Genomic DNA, 17,003 nt, shown 5'->3' with positions numbered 1-17,003 from the left:
GAGGGCCTGTGATCGAGCAGCTCCGGGGCTGGGTGGACGCCCATGACCTGGACAGTGAGCTGGCGGACTGGGTCTCCCGGCCGAGCGTGAGCCGGACCGGCGAGGGCATGGTCGAGGCCGCGGCCCACGGTCTTCGGCTGTTACGTGCGTCGGGCTTACAGGCACGTGAGGTCGAGACCGGTGGCTGGCCCGCGCTGGTGGGGACGGCGGACGGGCCCGGGCCGCACGTGCTGATCTACGGTCACTACGACGTGCAGCCGGCCGGGCCGCTGGACCTGTGGACGACACCGCCGTTCGTGCCGTCGATCCGTGACGGCCGGATGTACGGGCGTGGCACGGGCGACAACAAGGGGCAACATCTCGCGCAACTGCTGGGGCTGCGTGCCCTGCGGGACCTGACCGGTGGCTTTCCCTGCCGTGTCACGGTGTTGCTCGACGGTGAGGAGGAGATCGGCAGCCCCAACCTGGCGGCGGCCGTACGTCAGGTCGGTCAGCCCGATCTGGTGATCTGGAGCGACGGGCCCGTGCACGACTCGGGCCGGGCGTGTGTGGTCCTCGGTGTGCGCGGAATCCTGATGTTCGAACTGCGGGCGCGAGGCGCGAACCGGCCGTTGCACTCGGGGAATTGGGGCGGGGTCGCGCCGAATCCGGCGTGGGCGTTGGTGCAGCTGCTGGCCACCATGCGGTCGGCGGACGGCACCGTGACCGTGCCCGGCTTCGCCGACGATGTCGCGCCGTTGACCGATGGTCAGCGCGCCGCGCTGGCGGATCTTCCGGTGGACCTGGCCGGAACGCTCGAAGCCATCGGGGCGGCCGGCCTGGAGCCACCGGCCGGGCTGGGTTTCCAGGAACGCCTGGCCCTGCCCGTACTGACCGTGAACTCGTTGAACTGCGAGGATGCCGGCGACCACCGCGCGGTGATCCCGGACGTCGCCATTGCCAGATGCGAGGCCCGGTTGGTCGGCGGCCAGACACCTGACGGGGTCGCCGACGCCATCCGGCGGCACGTCGCGAAGCACGCTCCCGACGTCGAGTTCGTGCCCGGCGCGGCAGTGGCACCGTCCAGCACGTTACCCGAGACCCCTTACACGGCGACGATTCTGCAGGCGGTCGAGGCCGCGTTCGGGCAACGGCCGCTGCTGGTTCCCTCGCTCGGTGGAAGTCTGCCGATCGCCGTGCTCAGCGATGTGCTCTCCTGTCCCTGTTACGGCGTGCCGTTGGCCAACGTCGACGAGGCCAACCACGCACCCGACGAGAATCTCGACCTCGACCGGTTCCGCGGTGGGATCGTCGCCGCGGCAGCGATCCAGCTCGCACTGGCGGCGCGATCATGACCGTCTGGGGGGCTTGGCCCGCGAAGGAGGGCTTCGCGTACGTCAGCGACGAGTCCGGCCGACCGCAGCCATGGTTCCAGACCTGGGCGGGGGAGCGGCGAATGTTCCCGATCGACGGTGCGGTCACCCGGCTGGCGTGGCGGCCCGACGAGACCCGCCTCCTTGTGGTGGCGGACGTGACCGGCGGCCAGGACTACCGGCTGGCCGAACTCGACCCGGTCACCGGCGAGTTGGAGTGGATAGCGGCGGAACCCGGTGTCAGGCGCGAGATAGGCGTGCCGTACTCGAGCGGGAGCCAGCCGTACAGCCCGGACGGCCGCCTGCTCGCGTACGCGACCAGCGCGCGCGACGTCACCTGCCTCGACGTCTACGTGCGGGACCTGAAGACCGGCGTGACCAGGATGGTCATGGAAGGCGACGACCGGTATGTGCCGATCTGTTTCTCGCCGGACTCCAGGTACCTGCTCGTTCTGAAATTCCATCAGAACACCGACCAGGACCTGTTCGCCTGTGATCTCGCGACCGGCCGGAGTCTGCACCTCACCCCGCACGAGGGCCCGGCCAAGTACCAGCCGGGCGGGTGGACCGAGGACGGGATCTACCTGTGCACCACCGAGGGCCGTGACTTCCTCGGGGTCGCTCTGCTCGTCCCCGGCCGGCCGTTGAAGTGGATCGCCACGCCGGATGCCGATGTGGAGAACGTGGTCGTGGGTCCGCAGATCGTCTGGGCCGTGCCCCAGGACCAGCGCACGCTGCTGTGTACGCGGGAGAGCACGGTCGAACTGCCCGGATTCGCCTCCCAACCGTTCGGCTACGACGGCTTCGTGCCGCGGTTCGCCGGCGACCGTCTGCTCGTACAGGTCGGCGCCGGCGACCGGGCGACCGAGTTCTCCTTGGTGGACCTGGCCTCCGGCGAGTCAGACCGGCTCACCGACTTCAGCGCCGAGCTGCCGGACGACCTCGTCGTGCCGGAGACGGTCTGGTTCACCGGAGCGGACGGGCTGGAGATATCCGGGCTGCTGTACCGCCCCCGCTCGACGGCCGGGTCCGTCCCCGCGGTGCTGACCATTCACGGCGGTCCGGAGTGGGCCGCGCTGCCGGTCCACGACCCGTTGATCCAGCGGTTGGTGCGAGCCGGAGTCGCCGTGCTGGCACCGAACGTGCGCGGGTCGACCGGACGGGGGCTGGCCTATCAGCGGCTGATCTACCGCGACTGGGGAGGCGGTGACCTGGCCGACTTCGAAGCCGCCGCACGGTTTCTACGAAGCCTGGACTGGGTGGACGGCGATCGGCTCGGTGTCCACGGGATGTCCTACGGCGGGTTCGCGGCGCTCAGTTGCCTGACGAGGTTGCCGCACTACTGGCGGGCCGGTGTCGTGATCTGCGGGCCGGTGGACCTCGAAACGGACGTCCGGGCCCTGCCCCCGACGTGGAGCCGACGGGTCGTGGAGTGGATCGGGGACGTCGACAACCCGGAGGACCTGGCGAGGCTGAGGGCAGCGAGTCCGCTGACCCATGCGGCGGACATCCGGGCACCGCTGCTGCTGGCACATGCGGAAGGTGACGCCACCGTCGTCATCAGCGGCACCGAGCAGCTGTACGGGACGCTGACCGAACTGGGCAGGACCGTGCGGTTCATCCGCCTTTCCCGCGGTCATCTCCCGGACGACCGAGATGAACGGGACGAACTCGACGCCGCTGTCGTGCAGTGGTTCCGCGATTACCTCAAGCCAATGAATTCCCCTCCACTACCGAAGGCGTACCCATGAGACACGGCACCAGCCCGCCTTACGCCCTGCATTACTGATCAGCACCCGAAAACCCAGAAGGGACAGGAACAGATAATGTCTCCTGCAGTCGCCGGCGCGGAAGCGCCACCCCGCCGACGCCTCGGCTTGATCCTGGCACTGCTGGCTTTTGCCCAGTGCATCTACGCTGTTGACTACAGCATCGTTTTCGTGGCACTGCCCGAGATCCGTACCGGCCTCGGCTTCTCCGCACAGACCCTCCAGTGGGTCGTCAGCGGCTATGCCGTCGCCTTCGGCGGCTTCCTGCTGCTCGGCGGCCGTGCGGCAGACCTGTTCGGACGCCGTCGGATGTTCACCTTCGGCCTGTTCCTGTACGCGGCTTCCTCGCTCGCCGGAGGGCTCGCGGGCGACCCGACGACCTTGATCATCGCGCGTGCGGTGCAGGGTATCGGTGGCGCTTTCCTCGCCCCCGCAACGCTCTCACTGGTCACCACGACCTTCGCCGAAGGCCCCGAGCGCAACCGTGCACTGGCGATCTGGGGCGGTGCCGGTGGTAGCGGCATGATCCTCGGTTCGCTGCTCGGTGGCGTGCTGACGGGCGCGTTCGGCTGGGCATCGATCTTCTTCGCCAACGTCCCGCTCGCCGGCGGTGCCATGCTGCTCGCGTTCTTCATCATCCCGAAGGACACCGACCAGGCCGCCTCCGGGCGCAAGTTCGACCTGCCCGGTGCGCTGACCGCGACCGTCGGTTCGACGCTGCTGGTGTTCACCCTCGTCCAGGCGCCGGTGTCGGGCTGGACTTCGCCGACGATCCTGATCACCGCGGCCGTCGCGGTGGCCGCGCTCGCCGTGTTCATCACCATCGAGGGCCGGGGCCGCGACCCGCTGCTGCCGCTTCGACTGTTCCGTAACCGCAATCTGAGCACGGGTACCGTCGTCACCTTCATCTTCATGGGGACGTTCGGTGCGCTGCCCTACTTCTTCACCGTCTACTTCCAGAGCGTGCACGGCTACTCCGCGACGAAGAGCGGTCTCGCCTTCCTCCTGCCGTGCGTGGGGGTGCTCATCGGCAACCTGTCCGGCGGGAAGCTGGCCACCCGCTTCGGGGTGCGTGCCACGCTGACCGGCGCGCTCCTCATGGGTCTCGTCGGTACCGTGGCCTTCGCCTTCTCCGTCTCGCCGAACGGTTCGTACCTGCAACTGGTGCCGGGTGTGCTCATCCTCAGCCTCGGTCAGGGCACCGTGTTCACCGCGATGTACGCGGCGGCGACCACCGGGGTCGCGGCAGAGGACCAGGGCATCGCCTCGGGTGTCGCGGCGACCGGCCAGCAGGTCGGTGCCGCGGTCGGCCTCGCCGTTCTGGTGGCGATCGCCAACTCCGGTCACGAAGGTCTGACCGGTGAGGCGCTGCGCGTCGCCACCGCCGACGGTGTGCGATCCGCGATGTGGGCCACCGTGGCCGGCATCGTGCTGATCGTGCTGGTTGTGCTGAACTTCAGGCGAAACCCGGTGGTTCCGGCTGTCGAGGAGCCCCAGAGGCAGGACGGCGTGACATCGGCCGTCTGATCTTCTGAAATGAATAAGTAAAAGGTGATTCCACTTCGTGTTCACCGTGCACGGGTGGAATCACCTTTTACTTATGAATGTTCGGCGAAAGGTTGACAGACCGCAGACACCCTCAGGTACCCGAAAGCGAAGGAGGCGCAACCCCAGTGCACCGGATCGTGAACGTGGTCGGTGTCGGCGGTTCGAGCCGGCCCGGATCAACCGCGGAGCAGGCCCTGCGGGTGGTACTGGACGCGGCGCAACGACGCGGCGCATCAGTGCAACTGATCGGCGGCCCCGAACTGGCCATGCCGATGTACGACCCCCGGCACGGCGCCACCGCACCGCAGGCCCGACGGCTGCTGTCCGCCATAGCCGGCGCGGACGGTCTCGTGCTGGCCAGCCCCGCCTACCACGGCGGGATCTCCGGCCTGGTGAAGAACGCCCTCGACCACGTCGAGGAACTGCACGAGGACAGACGTCCCTACTTCAGCGAACGGGCTGTCGGATGTGTGGCGGTCGCCCACGGCTGGCAGGGCGCCGTCTCCACACTCGCCGCGCTGCGCGACGTGACCCATGCGCTGCGCGGCTGGCCCACACCGTTGGGCGCCGCGATCAACACGTCGTCGGCACGCTTCTCACCCGCCGGAGCCTGCAAGGACGCCCATGTCCAGGAACAGCTGGAGGAAATAGCGGCGCAAGTCGTCGAGTTCGCCACGATGCGCGTCCTCGCGACAGCCAGGACGGAGAGCGCCCGGTGACCGTTGCCACCGGCACACCACGCCACGGTTCAGCCGACCTTGACCAGGTTCCACTGCTGGGGTGAACCGCCGTTGGCGCTCCACTGGATCACGGAGCTGCCGTCGACGCCGGTGTTCGCGTTGTCCAGGACCATTCCGCTGAGGCGGTTGGTGAGCTGGTGGTTGCCGTTGCCGAGTGCGGTGAAGCTCCACTGCTGCTGGGCACTGCCGTTGTCGGTCTGCTGGACCACGGGGGTGTTGGCCGCGGTGCTGCCGCCGTTGTCGAGGGCGAGTCCGCTGCGGAGGCTCACCAGCTTGTAGCGGCCCGCTTCGAGGCCGGTCACCCGCCACTGCTGGGGTGAACCGCCGTTGACGGTCCACTGGATCACCGGGCTGCCGGCGGCGGAGGTGTTGGCGTTGTCCAGGGCCTTGCCACTGCGGACGCAGACCAGCTCGTAGACGCCGTCGGCGACGACGGCCGGCATACCGGTGACCTCGACGACCACGACCGAGTCGTTGGCGTCGGGGACGCCGGACGGCACCGAGACGTTGATGGAGCCGCCGCTGACGGTGTACGGGAGCGAGGCCGTCGGGTTGTTCATCAGGTAGACGCGGCTGATCGTGTTCTGGATCAGCGGGATCTGCAGGGTGCCGTTGGACGGCCAGGTGAAGACGTGGGCGAAGAGCTTGCCCGGCTTCTTCGTGAACTTCCCCCAGGACGGCTCGGCGGTGAAGGGGCTCCCACTGGTGCCGTGGATGCTGTCGCGGTGGGTGGCCATCCAGCTCCCGACGGACTGGAGGACGGCGACGGACCCGGGTGTGGGCGTACCGTCCCCCTTGGGGCCGATGTTGAGCAGGTAGTTGCCGTCCCGGGAGACCACCGTGACCAGCTCCTGGACCACGGACCGGACGGACCGGTAGGAGTTCTCCGCCCAGTCGGTGTATCCCCACTGGCCGTTCATCGTGGCGCAGGTCTCCCACGGGCGGCCCAGCGGCTCGGCCGGCACGGTCTGCTCCGGGCAGGCGAAGTCGCCCAGCCCCACGTCCCGCTTGACCCGCTCGTTGACGACCAGGGTGGGCTTGAGGGCGGTCAGCCAGTTGTAGAGGTCGATCCCGTCGGACTGGGTCCACCAGTCGGTGAGGGTCGGGGTGGAGGGGTTGCCGCACCAGTCGCCGTCGAACCACAGGACGGCGGGGTCGTACCTGGTGAGGAGCTCCCGCAGTTGGGCCTTCATGTCGGTGATGTAGGCGGAGCGCGCACTCATCGACGCCATGTCGGTGAAGTTCGTGTTCTGGTTGACGGTCTGTGAGGAGTGGCTCCAGTCCATGATCGAGTAGTAGAGGCCGAACTTGATGCCGCGGGCGTCGCAGGCTTTCTTGAGGGCGGCCAGCAGGTCCGACTGGTAGGCGGTGTAGCGGGGCAGGGTGTAGGGCTTGCCGCCGGTGGTGTCGGTGAAGCTCGCCACCTTCGAGTCGTACATGGCGAAGCCCTCGTGGTGCTTCGCGGTGATCACCAGGTACTTCATGCCCGCGTTCAGCGCGAGGTCGGCGATGGTGTCGGCGTTGAAGGAGGACGGGTTGAACGGTGCCGTGACCTGGGCCTGGTAGTCGGCCTTGTGCCAGTTCTCGGTGGAGAACGCCCACTCGCCGTGGCCGCGGTAGCTGTACGACCCGAGGTGGATGAACATGCCGAAGCGGGCCTCGTACCACCAGGCCATCTTGGAGGACACGTTGTACGCCTCGGCAGGGGAGGCCCAGAGGGTCTGCGGCAGGCCGAAGGCCACCGCTCCGCCGGCAAGGGTGGCGGCCTTGAGCAGCTGACGACGGCTCAGGGGGGAGGAGGACATGTGCGGCTCCTGCTGTGTGTGCGGGTGGGGGTAGGGGTGGGGGCAGTTCGGCCCGCCCGGCCGAACGAGGTTCAGTCGTGGTCGACCACGACCATGGCGTGCCCGTCCAGGGTGGTCACGCGCACGTGGACGTACTCGCCGTCGTGGTGCCAGGAGAGCTCCTGACCGGCAGGTTGCAGCCGTACGGCGTGGGGGGCGGTGGCGAGGTACGTCGACCAGGGGGAACGGGTCGTGCACCAGGTCGAGTTCCGGGGTCTCGCGCGCCGGGACGAAGCTGATCAGGTGCACGACGGTGCCCGTGGGCGTGCGGACCACGCTGGTCACGAGCCGGTCCAGGGCAGCGCCGAGCAGGTGACGGTACGTCTCGATCCCGTGCTGGTGGAACGCCTCCAGCAGGTCGGCGAGGGTCGGCGAGGGTCGGCTCGGTACCGTTCCTGAGCAGGGCGGGCCCGATCAGCAGCACGGCCCCGGCGGCCTGGCGGTACTCTCGCAGGCGCTCCGCGAGCGCGTCGTCGACCTTGGTCGCCTCCGGCACGACGACGGCCCGATACTCCGTCAGTTCCGTCGTCGGGCCGACCACGTCGAACTGCACGCGCAGCTGTTGCAGGGCCCGTACCGCACCGATGTTGCTCGCGCCGGGGTTGTCGCCGGAAGCGGGGTCGGCGACCAAGGCGACCTCGCTCAGGACCCGTCCCCCGTCGAGGAACGGTTCGCACCTCTCGATGTGCCCGTAGACCGAGCCGATGAGCTCGTACACCGCCGGAGCGGGCGCGCCCCGGGGGGGCAGCACGTCACCCACGCCGCTGGTGAGCCCCTGGCTGAGCATCTGACTGCACTCGTAGAGCAGTGCGGCCCTGGGCTTGAGGGCGGCGTTGTCCCCCCAACTCTCGTGGAAGCGCCCCGTGTGGCTGAGGGCGGGAAGCCCCAGCGGACGGACGAAGCGGGACACGTAGGGCAGGAAGGTGTAGCCCCAGCCGCCGGTGGGCAGCCCCTCGATCTCGGCGTGCCGCACGAACTGCCGTTCCTCCAGCAGCCCCGTCTTGGGCCGGCTGTTGAACCAGATGCCCATGGCGGCATCCGAGGGCAGGGCCTTCTCCACCATCGCGGAGTACCGGGCCATGTAGCGTCGGGCCACCGTGCGGGCGTAGCGCGCCCGATGGTCCGCGTCGGCGGGGTCGAGGCCGTCGCGGCGCATGCCGTCGATCGCCCAGCGGCTCACACTCTGCTGGTCCCAGCACATGTCGACGAAGATCCCGTCGACGGGGGCGAAGCGTCGCAGGACCTCGTCCAACTGGTCGGCGAAGTAGTCCGCGTAGGGGCTGGACATGTCCAGGACGTTCCAGCCGGCCTCGAACGCCGAGGTGGTCCAGCGGGCGATCTTCAGCTCCTCGCCGTGCGCGATCCACTCGGGGTGCTCGCGTGCGGCGTACTCGTCGACCTGGAGCGACAGGTAGATGGGCGCGCGGATGCCCACGGCGTGCAGCGCGTCGATCTGTTCGGCCGGCAGGTCGAGATCGGGGGCGAGGCCGGGGTGTCGTTCCGGCCGGTCGGTCGCGTGGTAGAGGTGGCCGTGGTGGCACTTGGCGAAGACGGTGACGCTGTCGACGTGGGCGTCCTGGAAGGACCGGGCGAAGGCCGTCGGGTCGAAGTCCTGCCCGACGCCGGGGATGTCAGGACCGGTGTGGAAGTCGAGGTGCACGGTGCGGCGGGGGAAGCGCCGTGGGTCCGGTGAGTTCGGGTGCGGCAAGGTGGTTCCTCGCGTGTGTACGGGGCGGATGGGGATCGGTCCCGCGGCGGGCGTCCGACAGCCATCATGCATGGGATGAATTTATAGGAGGCCCGGGTGTGGGCGTCCAGAGGTCTGATGGAGCGGATTGTGAACTGGCAGGTCAGAGTGGTGAGTTGGCCCAAGTAGGACAGCGGGGGCATCCCGGCGAATGATGGCTTCTCTTTCCAGACATCGGATCACCTGTCAGGTTGACGCCGTGTCACTGACCGACAGAGCCATCGCCCGCATCCGTCAGCTGATCCGGGACGGTGAGCTGCGGCCCGGGGCCAAACTCCCTCCCGAACAGCAGCTCGCGGCCGAGCTCGGTCTGTCGCGGAACCTGATGCGTGAGGCGGTCAAGACGCTCGTCGTCGCACGGGTCCTGGAGATCCGGCGAGGCGACGGCACCTACGTGACCAGCCTGGCGCCCGGCCTGCTGCTGGAGGGCCTCGGCGGCGCGGTCGAACTGCTGCAAGGGGACACGGTCCTGGAGCTGACGGAGGTCCGCAGGCTCTTCGAGCCGGTCGCCACCGGTCTGGCCGCGACCCGCGTCACCCACGAGGACCTCGTCGAGGTGGAGCGTCACCTGTCGGCCATGCGCGATGCTCGGGACGACGTGGAACTGTTGAACCGTCACGACGCCGCCTTCCACCGGGCGGTCATCCGGGCCACCGGCAACGAGACCCTGGCCACGCTGGCGGTACGGGAGTCGCTCGACCGTGCCGGGCTGCGGTCCGAGCAGGTGCGGGTGCGCGACCTGGGCGACTCGGTGCGCATCGAACTCGACCCGGCGGTGGTAGGACCGGCGGCCCAACTGACCACACTGGCACAGGCGGTGGCGACTTGTCCCGATTGAGCACCACATCGAGGGCGAAGGTCACGCCGGTGGCCTCGGCGATGAGCCGGACGTCGTCGTGCACCGGGTTGCCGTGAATGACCCCCCAGGTCGCGCGCGGGTCGCCGATCCGGGCCGCGTCGTGCAGCACGAGTACGGTCTCCAGCGCGGCCAGCCCGGGCGCGACCAGCTTGGGGCCCCCGGAGAAGCCGGCGAAGAAGTGTGGCTCGACGAACCCGGTGGTGATCCGCACGTCCGCCTCGGCCCAGGCGCGGTTCAGCCAGATCGGCACGTCCTTGCCGTAGGTGCCCATCCAGGTGAGCTGCGAGGCGTCGCGGGCATCGTGGTTGACGATCCGTACGGTGTCCACGATCTCGGCGCCGAACATCTGCCGCAGCTCGGCGTCGGTGTTGCCGCGGTGCGTGCCGGTGGCGACCAGGATCACCACGTCCTCCAGCCGGACGATGCCCTCGAGTTCGGCGAGCACGGCGGGAATCATCAGGTGGCGCGGCTGTGGCCGGGTCCCGTCGCAGGCCGAGATCGCCACCGTCTGCCCCGGCCGTACCCGCTGCCGCAGCGGCGGTCCGGCGACCGGATCGCGCAGGGCGGTCCGCAGGGTTTCCACCTGGTCGGGGGCGGCCCGGTGGTGGACCGGCTCGACGACTGTGGTCCTGGACGGGTCCACCTCGAGGTCGAGGCCGCACTCACTGTAGGCCAGGCGAACCTTCACTGCACGTCCTTCCTGGGGGTGAGCCCGTAGGCTCGGGCGGCGGTGCCGTCGAAGACCTGGGCGCGCTCGTCCGCCGTCAGTTCGGCGGTCAAGTCCTCTGCGGCGGCGGTGACTTCGGCGTAGGAGGCGCGCAGCAGGCAGACCGGCCAGTCGGAGCCGAACATCACCCGCTCCGGGCCGAAGGCGTCCAGCACCACGTCGGCGTACGGGCGCAGATCGGCGGCGGTCCAGCCGGGGCCGGCCTCGGTGACCATGCCCGAGAGCTTGCAGAAGACGTTGGGTTCGGCAGCGAGTTCGCGGACCCGGGTGGCCCAGGGCTCCAGCGTCCCGGCGGCGATCGGCGGCTTGGACAGGTGGTCCAGGACGAAGCGGAGCTCGGGCAGGGCGCGTACGGTGCGGATGGCGGCGGGGAGTTGGGACGGCAGGGTGAGCAGGTCGTACGCGAGCCCGGCGTCGGCCACCACCCGCAGGCCGCGCCGCACGTCGGGGCGGTCCAGCCAGTCGGGGTCCGCCTCGGCCTGCACCAGGTGGCGAAGGCCGACGAGGAACTCGCCGCCCGCGCCGCCGCGCAGCCCGGCCAGCGTCTCCGGCAGCTGACCGGAGGTCAGGTCCGCCCAGCCGACCACACCCGCGATCGGGTCGTGGGTGGCCGCCAGCGCCAGGAACTCCGCGGTCTCCTCGATGTCGGGCAGGACCTGCACCAGGACGGTCCGGTCCACGCCGGCGGCCTCGGCGTCCGCCGCGAGGTCGTCCGTCGTGAAGTCCCGTCGGACGGCTGCCATGTCGGGCCCGTCGAGCCAGCCCTGCGGACGTCGCGTCAGGTCCCAGAGGTGGTGATGGGCGTCGGTCCTGGTCGGTCTCATGCGCTCGCTCCCTGGTGGCCACCTACTGCTCTCCGGGGCCGGAGCGTAACAGGACATCCTATGTATTGGGGAGCCAGTGCCGTATTTCCCGAGATCACCAGGGATATGGCTGCTCATACATCCTATGTATGGTGAGGCGAGATCACGGTGAGGTCAGCGTCTGCGCGCACCAGATCGTCTTGCCGTTGGTGGTGTGCCGGGTGCCCCAGCCCTGGGTGAGCTGGGCGACCAGCATCAGGCCCCGGCCGCCCTCGTCGAAGGAACGCGCCCGGCGCAGGTGCGGGGTGGTGTCGCTGGCGTCCGAGACCTCGCAGATCAGCGAGGTGTTGCGAATCAGTCGCAGCCGGATCGGCGGCTCGCCGTACTTGATGGCGTTGGTGACCAGCTCGCTGACGACCAGCTCGGTGACGAACGCCGCCTCCTCCAGCCCCCAGGCCGCCAGCCGGTCGGTGGTGATCTGCCTGGCGTGCTGTACCTGCGCGACGTCGGGCTCGATGTCCCAGTCGGCGACGTGCTCGGAGGCCATCGCGTGGGTGCGGGCGAGCAGTAGGGCGGCGTCGTCGGTCCGGTGGTCGGGGAGCATGGCCGTCATGGCCGTGTCGCAGAGTGCGTCGAGGGAGGCGGCCGGCTGGTTGAGGACGCTGAACAGTTCGGCGGTCCCATGGTCGATGTCGCGCTTGCGGCTCTGCACCAGTCCGTCGGTGTAGAGGGCGAGCAGGCTGCGCTCGGGCAGTTCGAACTCGGTGGCCTCGAACGGGAGCCCACCGACGCCGAGTGGTGGTCCCGGCTGTGCGGTGACCGGGATCAGGGTGCCGTCCGGCGCTACGACCAGCGGCAGCGGGTGGCCCGCGCTCGCCAGCGAGCAGCGGCGGGAGACCGGATCGTAGACGGCGTACAGGCAGGTGGCGCCGGACTCGCCGGTCGCCTCGAAGTGGTTCTCGGGCTGGAGGTCGCTGGGGAAGTGCATGACCAGGTCGTCCAGGTGGGTCAGCAGTTCGTCGGGCGGCAGGTCCACGTCGGCCAGGGTGCGGACCGCCGTGCGCAGTCGGCCCATGCTGGCCGAGGCGTGCAGACCGTGGCCGACGACGTCGCCGACGACCAGGGCGACCCGGGCGCCGGACAGCGGAATGACGTCGAACCAGTCACCGCCCACTCCCGCACCGGCTCCGGCGGGCAGGTAGCCGGAGGCCACCTCGATCGTCTCCTGGACCGGCAGCCGCTGCGGCAGCAGACTGCGTTGCAGGGTCAGCGCGGTGGTGTGCTCACGGGTGAACCGGCGGGCGTTGTCGATGGCGACGGCCGCCTTGGCGGTCAGCTCCTCGGCGAGGATCAGGTCATCGGCGGTGAAGGTCTCGGGCCGGTCGGTGCGGGCGAACGCGACCACGCCGAGCAGGGCGTCGCGCGCCCGGAGCGGCACGGTGATCCGGCCGGTCAGGCCCTCTGCGGCGATGGACGCGTCGATCAACGGGTTGCCCGGGGGCCAGTGGGCCGGGTCGGCGGCGAGCCCGGGGCCGAAGCCCCATTCGCCGCCCTGGCTGGGCTCGGCGGCGAGCTGCACCGTGGACCCGCCGGTGGCCAGGCAACGGGCGGCGACGGAATCGGGAGGGTAGCGGACCGGCGTGGTGGGCCCGGGAGGCCGGTCGGCGTCATCCTTCGTGCCGTGCCGCGCGGCACGGCTGAGGGCGATGGTCCCGCCGACGGTGAACGCGGCGGACAGGGGCGGTTCGTCCCCGCGGAGCACCTCGTCGAAGAGGTCGACCGTGACGTGGTCGGCGAATCCCGGCAGCGAGGTGGTGGCCAGTTCCCGGGCCGTGCTGATGACGTCGAGGGTCCGGCCGATTCCGCTGCTGGCCTCGTTGAGGACGAGCAGACGCTGCCGGGCGTAGTACTCGGCGCTCATGTCGAATCCCCAGTTGGCGACCGCACGGACCGTTCCCTCGGCGTCCCGGACGGGCCACATGCTGGTGGCCCAGGCGTTGGCGTGGGTGCTGCCGAGCGGTCGGAAGACCGTGATCAGCCGCGCGGGTTCGCCCGTCCTGGCCACCTCGGCGAGCCTGTTGGTGTACGCCGTGTCGTCCAGTTCGGGGAACAGCTCGCGGTACTTCTCGCCGAGGACCTGTTCCTCGGAGTGCGCCATCACCGCGCAGGCGGCGGTGTTGACCCACAGGAAGCGCAGTTCGGGATCGTAGACCCCCAGCGCGAAAGGGCACTGTTCCAAGGCCCGGTCGGCGATCACGGGGCGGCGGCCCCAGCGCTGGACGGTCATGGCGTGGCCCAGGGGCCGGCCGTCGGGGCCGTGCAGGACATGAGCCGCCACGACGGCGTCCACGGTTGAACCGTCCCGGTGGCGCAGGGCGAGCACACCCGTGGGACCGGTGCCGGGGAGCCCGGGCGGGGGGTCGACGAACAGGCCGGCGACTGGGCGCCCGACGGTCTCCGCCGCCGTCCAACCCAGTAACTGCGTCCCGGCCTCGCTCCAGCTGCTCACCACGCCGTCCGGGTCCGTTGCGACAACAGCGATAGGAGCGTCCTGCTTGTCTGCCATCTCCACGTGCCACGCCTCCGTCCGGGCAGCCGTGCACGCCGGAACGGGAGTCCAGCGCTGCTTTCAGACTAGGACCGGCCCCCGCCGCACGCGCTCCGGTGGTGGGACGGCACGGCCGGCATGCCGCCGAAAGTATTGACACGTCAATTGTGAGCGTTAACACTCGTGCAACAAGACGGGCGCCGCACCGAAACTTTCCCGAGCCGGTGACGCATGCCCCGCACGGAAGACGGCGCATCGCCGTGCAGCGCCTCCCCCCACCTCTTCTCTTACGGACCACGGAGTTCGCCATGCCGGCTCACCCCCTCAGTCGTCGTACCGTGATCAAGGCGACCGGCGTCGCGGCCGTGGCCGCAGCCGCCGGCCCTGTCCTCGGCTCCGCCGACGCCTCGGCGGAGACCGCGCCGGTCAGGTCCGACGTCGGAGTGTCGACGGTCCCGTTCGACCTGGGTCAGGTCCGGCTCACCAGCAGCCGATGGCTCGACAACCAGAACCGGACGCTGGCCTACCTCCGCTTCGTCGACGTCGACCGCCTGCTGTACAACTTCCGGGCCAACCACCGGCTCTCCACCAACGCCGCTGCCCCGACCGGCGGTTGGGACGACCCGTCGTTCCCCTTCCGCACCCACGTGCAGGGCCACTTCCTCACGGCGTGGGCCCAGGCCTACGCCGCGCTCGGGGACACCGTCTGCCGCGACAAGGCCGACCGCATGGTGGCCGAACTCGCCAAGTGCCAGGCCAACAACGCCGCTGCCGGCTTCTCCGTCGGCTACCTCTCGGGCTTCCCCGAGGCCGACTTCACCAGCCTCGAGGCCGGCCGGCTGACCAACGGCAACGTCCCGTACTACTGCATCCACAAGACCATGGCGGGTCTGCTCGACGTGTGGCGCCTCATGGGCAGCACGCAGGCCCGCGACGTGCTCCTCGCGCTCGCCGGCTGGGTCGACCGGCGCACCGCCCCGCTCAGCCGCAGCACGATGCAGTCGTTGATGGGCGTCGAGTTCGGCGGGATGAACGAGGTGCTGGCCGACCTCTACCAACAGACCGGCGACGCACGGTGGCTGACCACCGCTCAGCGGTTCGACCACGCCGCGGTCTTCGACCCCCTCGCCGCGAACCTGGACCAGCTGAACGGCCTGCACGCCAACACGCAGGTGCCCAAGTGGATCGGGGCCGTGCGCGAGTACAAGGCCACCGGGACGACCCGCTACCGAGACATCGCCACCAACGCCTGGGCGATCGCCACCGGCTCGCACACCTACGCCATCGGCGGCAACAGCCAGGCGGAGCACTTCCGGGCTCCGAACGCCATCTCCGGCTTCCTCGTCACCGACACCTGCGAGCTCTGCAACTCCTACAACATGCTCAAGCTGACCAGGGAGTTGTGGCAGCTGGACCCCGACCGGGCGTCGTACTTCGACTTCTACGAGAAGGCGCTGATCAACCATGTCATCGGCGCCCAGAACCCGGCCGACCCGCACGGACACATCACCTACTTCACCCCGCTCAACCCGGGCGGGCGCCGCGGCGTGGGACCGGCCTGGGGCGGCGGTACCTGGAGCACCGACTACGGCACGTTCTGGTGCTGCCAGGGAACGGGCGTGGAGTCCAACACCAAGCTGATGGACTCCGTCTACTTCCACGACGGCACCACCCTGACGGTGAACCTGTACCTCCCGTCCGTCCTGAACTGGACCGAGCGAGGCATCACGGTCACCCAGACCACCGCCTACCCGGCCGAGGACACCACGACGCTCAAGGTCACCGGGAGCGTCGGCGGGTCCTGGTCGATGCGCGTCCGCATCCCCGGGTGGACCTCGGGCGCCACCGTCAGTGTCAACGGCGTCGTCCAGAGCGTCACGGCCAACCCCGGCAGCTACGCCACCCTCACCCGGTCCTGGACCTCGGGTGACACCGTCACCGTGAAGCTCCCCATGCGGGTGGCCCTCCAGGCCGCCAACGACAACCCCGGTGTCGCGGCAGTCACTTACGGCCCCGCCGTGCTGGCCGGCAACTACGGCAGCACCGCACTGTCCGCCCTCCCGGCCCTGAACGCCTCCTCGATCACCCGGACCAGCAGCACCGCCCTCGCCTTCACGGCCACCGCCGACGGGGCGACGGTCAACCTCGCCCCGTTCCACGACGCCCAGGGCTTCAACTACACCGTCTACTGGCGGACCGACAGTCCCGGCTTCCGTCTCGTCAACGCGGCCAGCGGACTCGTCCTGGGCATCCAGAACATGTCCACCGCCGACGGCGGCCTCGCCCTGCAGTGGACCGACTCCGGCACCGCCGACCACAACTGGGCCCTCGTCGTCGACGGCACCGCACTGCGGCTGCGCAACCTCAACAGCGGCAAAGTGCTCGGCGTGAAGGACATGTCCACCGCCGACAACGCCGCGATCCTCCAGTGGGCCGACTCCGGGACGGCCGACCACCGGTGGACCGTCGTCGATGCCGGCAACGGCTACCACAAGCTCCAGAACGTTCACACCAGCAAGCTGCTCGGCATCGCGGGCGGCTCCACCGCCAACGGCGCCGCAGCCGTACAGGTGCCCGACGCCGGGGCACTCTCCGGCCAGTGGCAGTTCGCTCCCGACGGTGCCAGGCGCATCCAGAACGTCGCCAGCGGGCGGGTCCTCGGGGTGCAGGACATGTCCACCGCCGACGGCGGCCTCGCCGTCCAGTGGGACGACAACGGCACCGCCGACCACCTCTGGACGGCCGTCCTCGACACCGGCGGCTACCTGCGCCTGCGCAACTCCCACAGCAGCAAGGTCCTCGCCGTGGAGATCGGCGGCACCGCCAACGGCGCCCGGATCGTCCAGTGGGCGGACAACGGCGCCGCCGACCACCGGTGGCGCCTGCGCCACGGCGGCGGCGACACCTTCAGGATCCAGTGCGCCAACGGCGGCCGCGTCCTCGGCCTCTCCGGCGCTTCCACCGCCCAGGGAGCCCAGGCCGTCCTCTGGGACGACAACGGCACCAACGACCACCTGTGGCGGTTCATCTGACCCGGCGTCGGGTCCCGCCGAAGGCCGGTCCCCG

10 protein-coding genes and 1 pseudogene are annotated in these 17,003 nt (G+C 69.8%); 6 read left to right on the top strand and 5 right to left on the bottom strand.

Annotated features, from left to right (window positions below):
- Window positions 1-8 precede the first annotated feature (8 nt).
- The 4 genes from ACXJMZ_RS16125 (at window position 9) to ACXJMZ_RS16110 (ending at window position 5,388) form a co-directional block, all read left to right on the top strand.
- Window positions 9-1,334, top strand: a complete 1,326-nt coding sequence (locus ACXJMZ_RS16125) for a M20/M25/M40 family metallo-hydrolase (protein ID WP_457030726.1) — start codon at window positions 9-11, stop codon at window positions 1,332-1,334.
- Window positions 1,331-3,103: a S9 family peptidase gene (locus ACXJMZ_RS16120; protein ID WP_457030725.1), complete on the top strand. Its 1,773-nt coding sequence runs from the start codon at window positions 1,331-1,333 to the stop codon at window positions 3,101-3,103. The genes ACXJMZ_RS16125 and ACXJMZ_RS16120 overlap by 4 nt, the downstream gene beginning before the upstream one ends.
- 75 nt (window positions 3,104-3,178) lie before the next feature.
- Window positions 3,179-4,648 (top strand): MFS transporter, encoded by a 1,470-nt coding sequence (locus tag ACXJMZ_RS16115; protein ID WP_457030724.1) that lies wholly within the window; start codon window positions 3,179-3,181, stop codon window positions 4,646-4,648.
- Between the two features lie 146 nt (window positions 4,649-4,794).
- Window positions 4,795-5,388, top strand: coding sequence for an NADPH-dependent FMN reductase (locus tag ACXJMZ_RS16110; protein ID WP_457030723.1), 594 nt, complete (start codon window positions 4,795-4,797; stop codon window positions 5,386-5,388).
- Window positions 5,389-5,417: 29 nt separating this feature from the next.
- Here ACXJMZ_RS16110 and ACXJMZ_RS16105 read toward each other — a convergent pair whose 3' ends face one another.
- Both ACXJMZ_RS16105 and ACXJMZ_RS16100 read right to left on the bottom strand, forming a co-directional pair.
- Window positions 5,418-7,214: an alpha-L-fucosidase gene (locus tag ACXJMZ_RS16105; RefSeq protein WP_457030722.1), complete on the bottom strand. Its 1,797-nt coding sequence runs from the start codon at window positions 7,212-7,214 to the stop codon at window positions 5,418-5,420.
- A 115-nt stretch (window positions 7,215-7,329) separates the two neighbouring features.
- Complete coding sequence (locus ACXJMZ_RS16100) at window positions 7,330-8,961, bottom strand: alpha-L-fucosidase (RefSeq protein ID WP_457030721.1); 1,632 nt, start codon at window positions 8,959-8,961, stop codon at window positions 7,330-7,332.
- Between the two features lie 238 nt (window positions 8,962-9,199).
- On the opposite strand from ACXJMZ_RS16100, the gene ACXJMZ_RS16095 reads away from it, so the two are divergent.
- Window positions 9,200-9,838, top strand: coding sequence for a FadR/GntR family transcriptional regulator (locus ACXJMZ_RS16095; protein WP_457030720.1), 639 nt, complete (start codon window positions 9,200-9,202; stop codon window positions 9,836-9,838).
- A gap of 142 nt (window positions 9,839-9,980) precedes the next feature.
- Here the strand turns inward: ACXJMZ_RS16095 and ACXJMZ_RS16090 are convergent.
- The 3 genes and pseudogenes from ACXJMZ_RS16090 to ACXJMZ_RS16080 all read right to left on the bottom strand — a co-directional run.
- Window positions 9,981-10,502: pseudogene (locus tag ACXJMZ_RS16090) on the bottom strand (lactate racemase domain-containing protein); the annotation flags it as partial.
- 41 nt (window positions 10,503-10,543) lie between these two features.
- Window positions 10,544-11,410: an amidohydrolase family protein gene (locus ACXJMZ_RS16085; RefSeq protein WP_457030719.1), complete on the bottom strand. Its 867-nt coding sequence runs from the start codon at window positions 11,408-11,410 to the stop codon at window positions 10,544-10,546.
- Window positions 11,411-11,552: 142 nt separating this feature from the next.
- Window positions 11,553-13,955, bottom strand: coding sequence for a SpoIIE family protein phosphatase (locus ACXJMZ_RS16080; RefSeq protein ID WP_457030746.1), 2,403 nt, complete (start codon window positions 13,953-13,955; stop codon window positions 11,553-11,555).
- Window positions 13,956-14,245: 290 nt separating this feature from the next.
- On the opposite strand from ACXJMZ_RS16080, the gene ACXJMZ_RS16075 reads away from it, so the two are divergent.
- Window positions 14,246-16,969, top strand: coding sequence for a beta-L-arabinofuranosidase domain-containing protein (locus ACXJMZ_RS16075; protein WP_457030718.1), 2,724 nt, complete (start codon window positions 14,246-14,248; stop codon window positions 16,967-16,969).
- The last annotated feature ends 34 nt before the right edge of the window (window positions 16,970-17,003 follow it).

The organism is Kitasatospora sp. P5_F3 (genome assembly GCF_054049135.1).
This window is presented reverse-complemented; position numbering and strand designations above follow the sequence as displayed.

What these genes read in the sequence shown, in the direction of transcription:
- ACXJMZ_RS16080 (WP_457030746.1), bottom strand. Translation starts at nt 13,955, where the DNA reads ATGGCAGACAAGCAGGACGCTCCTATCGCTGTTGTCGCAACGGACCCG.
- ACXJMZ_RS16115 (WP_457030724.1), top strand. Translation starts at nt 3,179, where the DNA reads ATGTCTCCTGCAGTCGCCGGCGCGGAAGCGCCACCCCGCCGACGCCTC.
- ACXJMZ_RS16075 (WP_457030718.1), top strand. Translation starts at nt 14,246, where the DNA reads ATGCCGGCTCACCCCCTCAGTCGTCGTACCGTGATCAAGGCGACCGGC.
- ACXJMZ_RS16120 (WP_457030725.1), top strand. Translation starts at nt 1,331, where the DNA reads ATGACCGTCTGGGGGGCTTGGCCCGCGAAGGAGGGCTTCGCGTACGTC.
- ACXJMZ_RS16105 (WP_457030722.1), bottom strand. Translation starts at nt 7,214, where the DNA reads ATGTCCTCCTCCCCCCTGAGCCGTCGTCAGCTGCTCAAGGCCGCCACC.
- ACXJMZ_RS16085 (WP_457030719.1), bottom strand. Translation starts at nt 11,410, where the DNA reads ATGAGACCGACCAGGACCGACGCCCATCACCACCTCTGGGACCTGACG.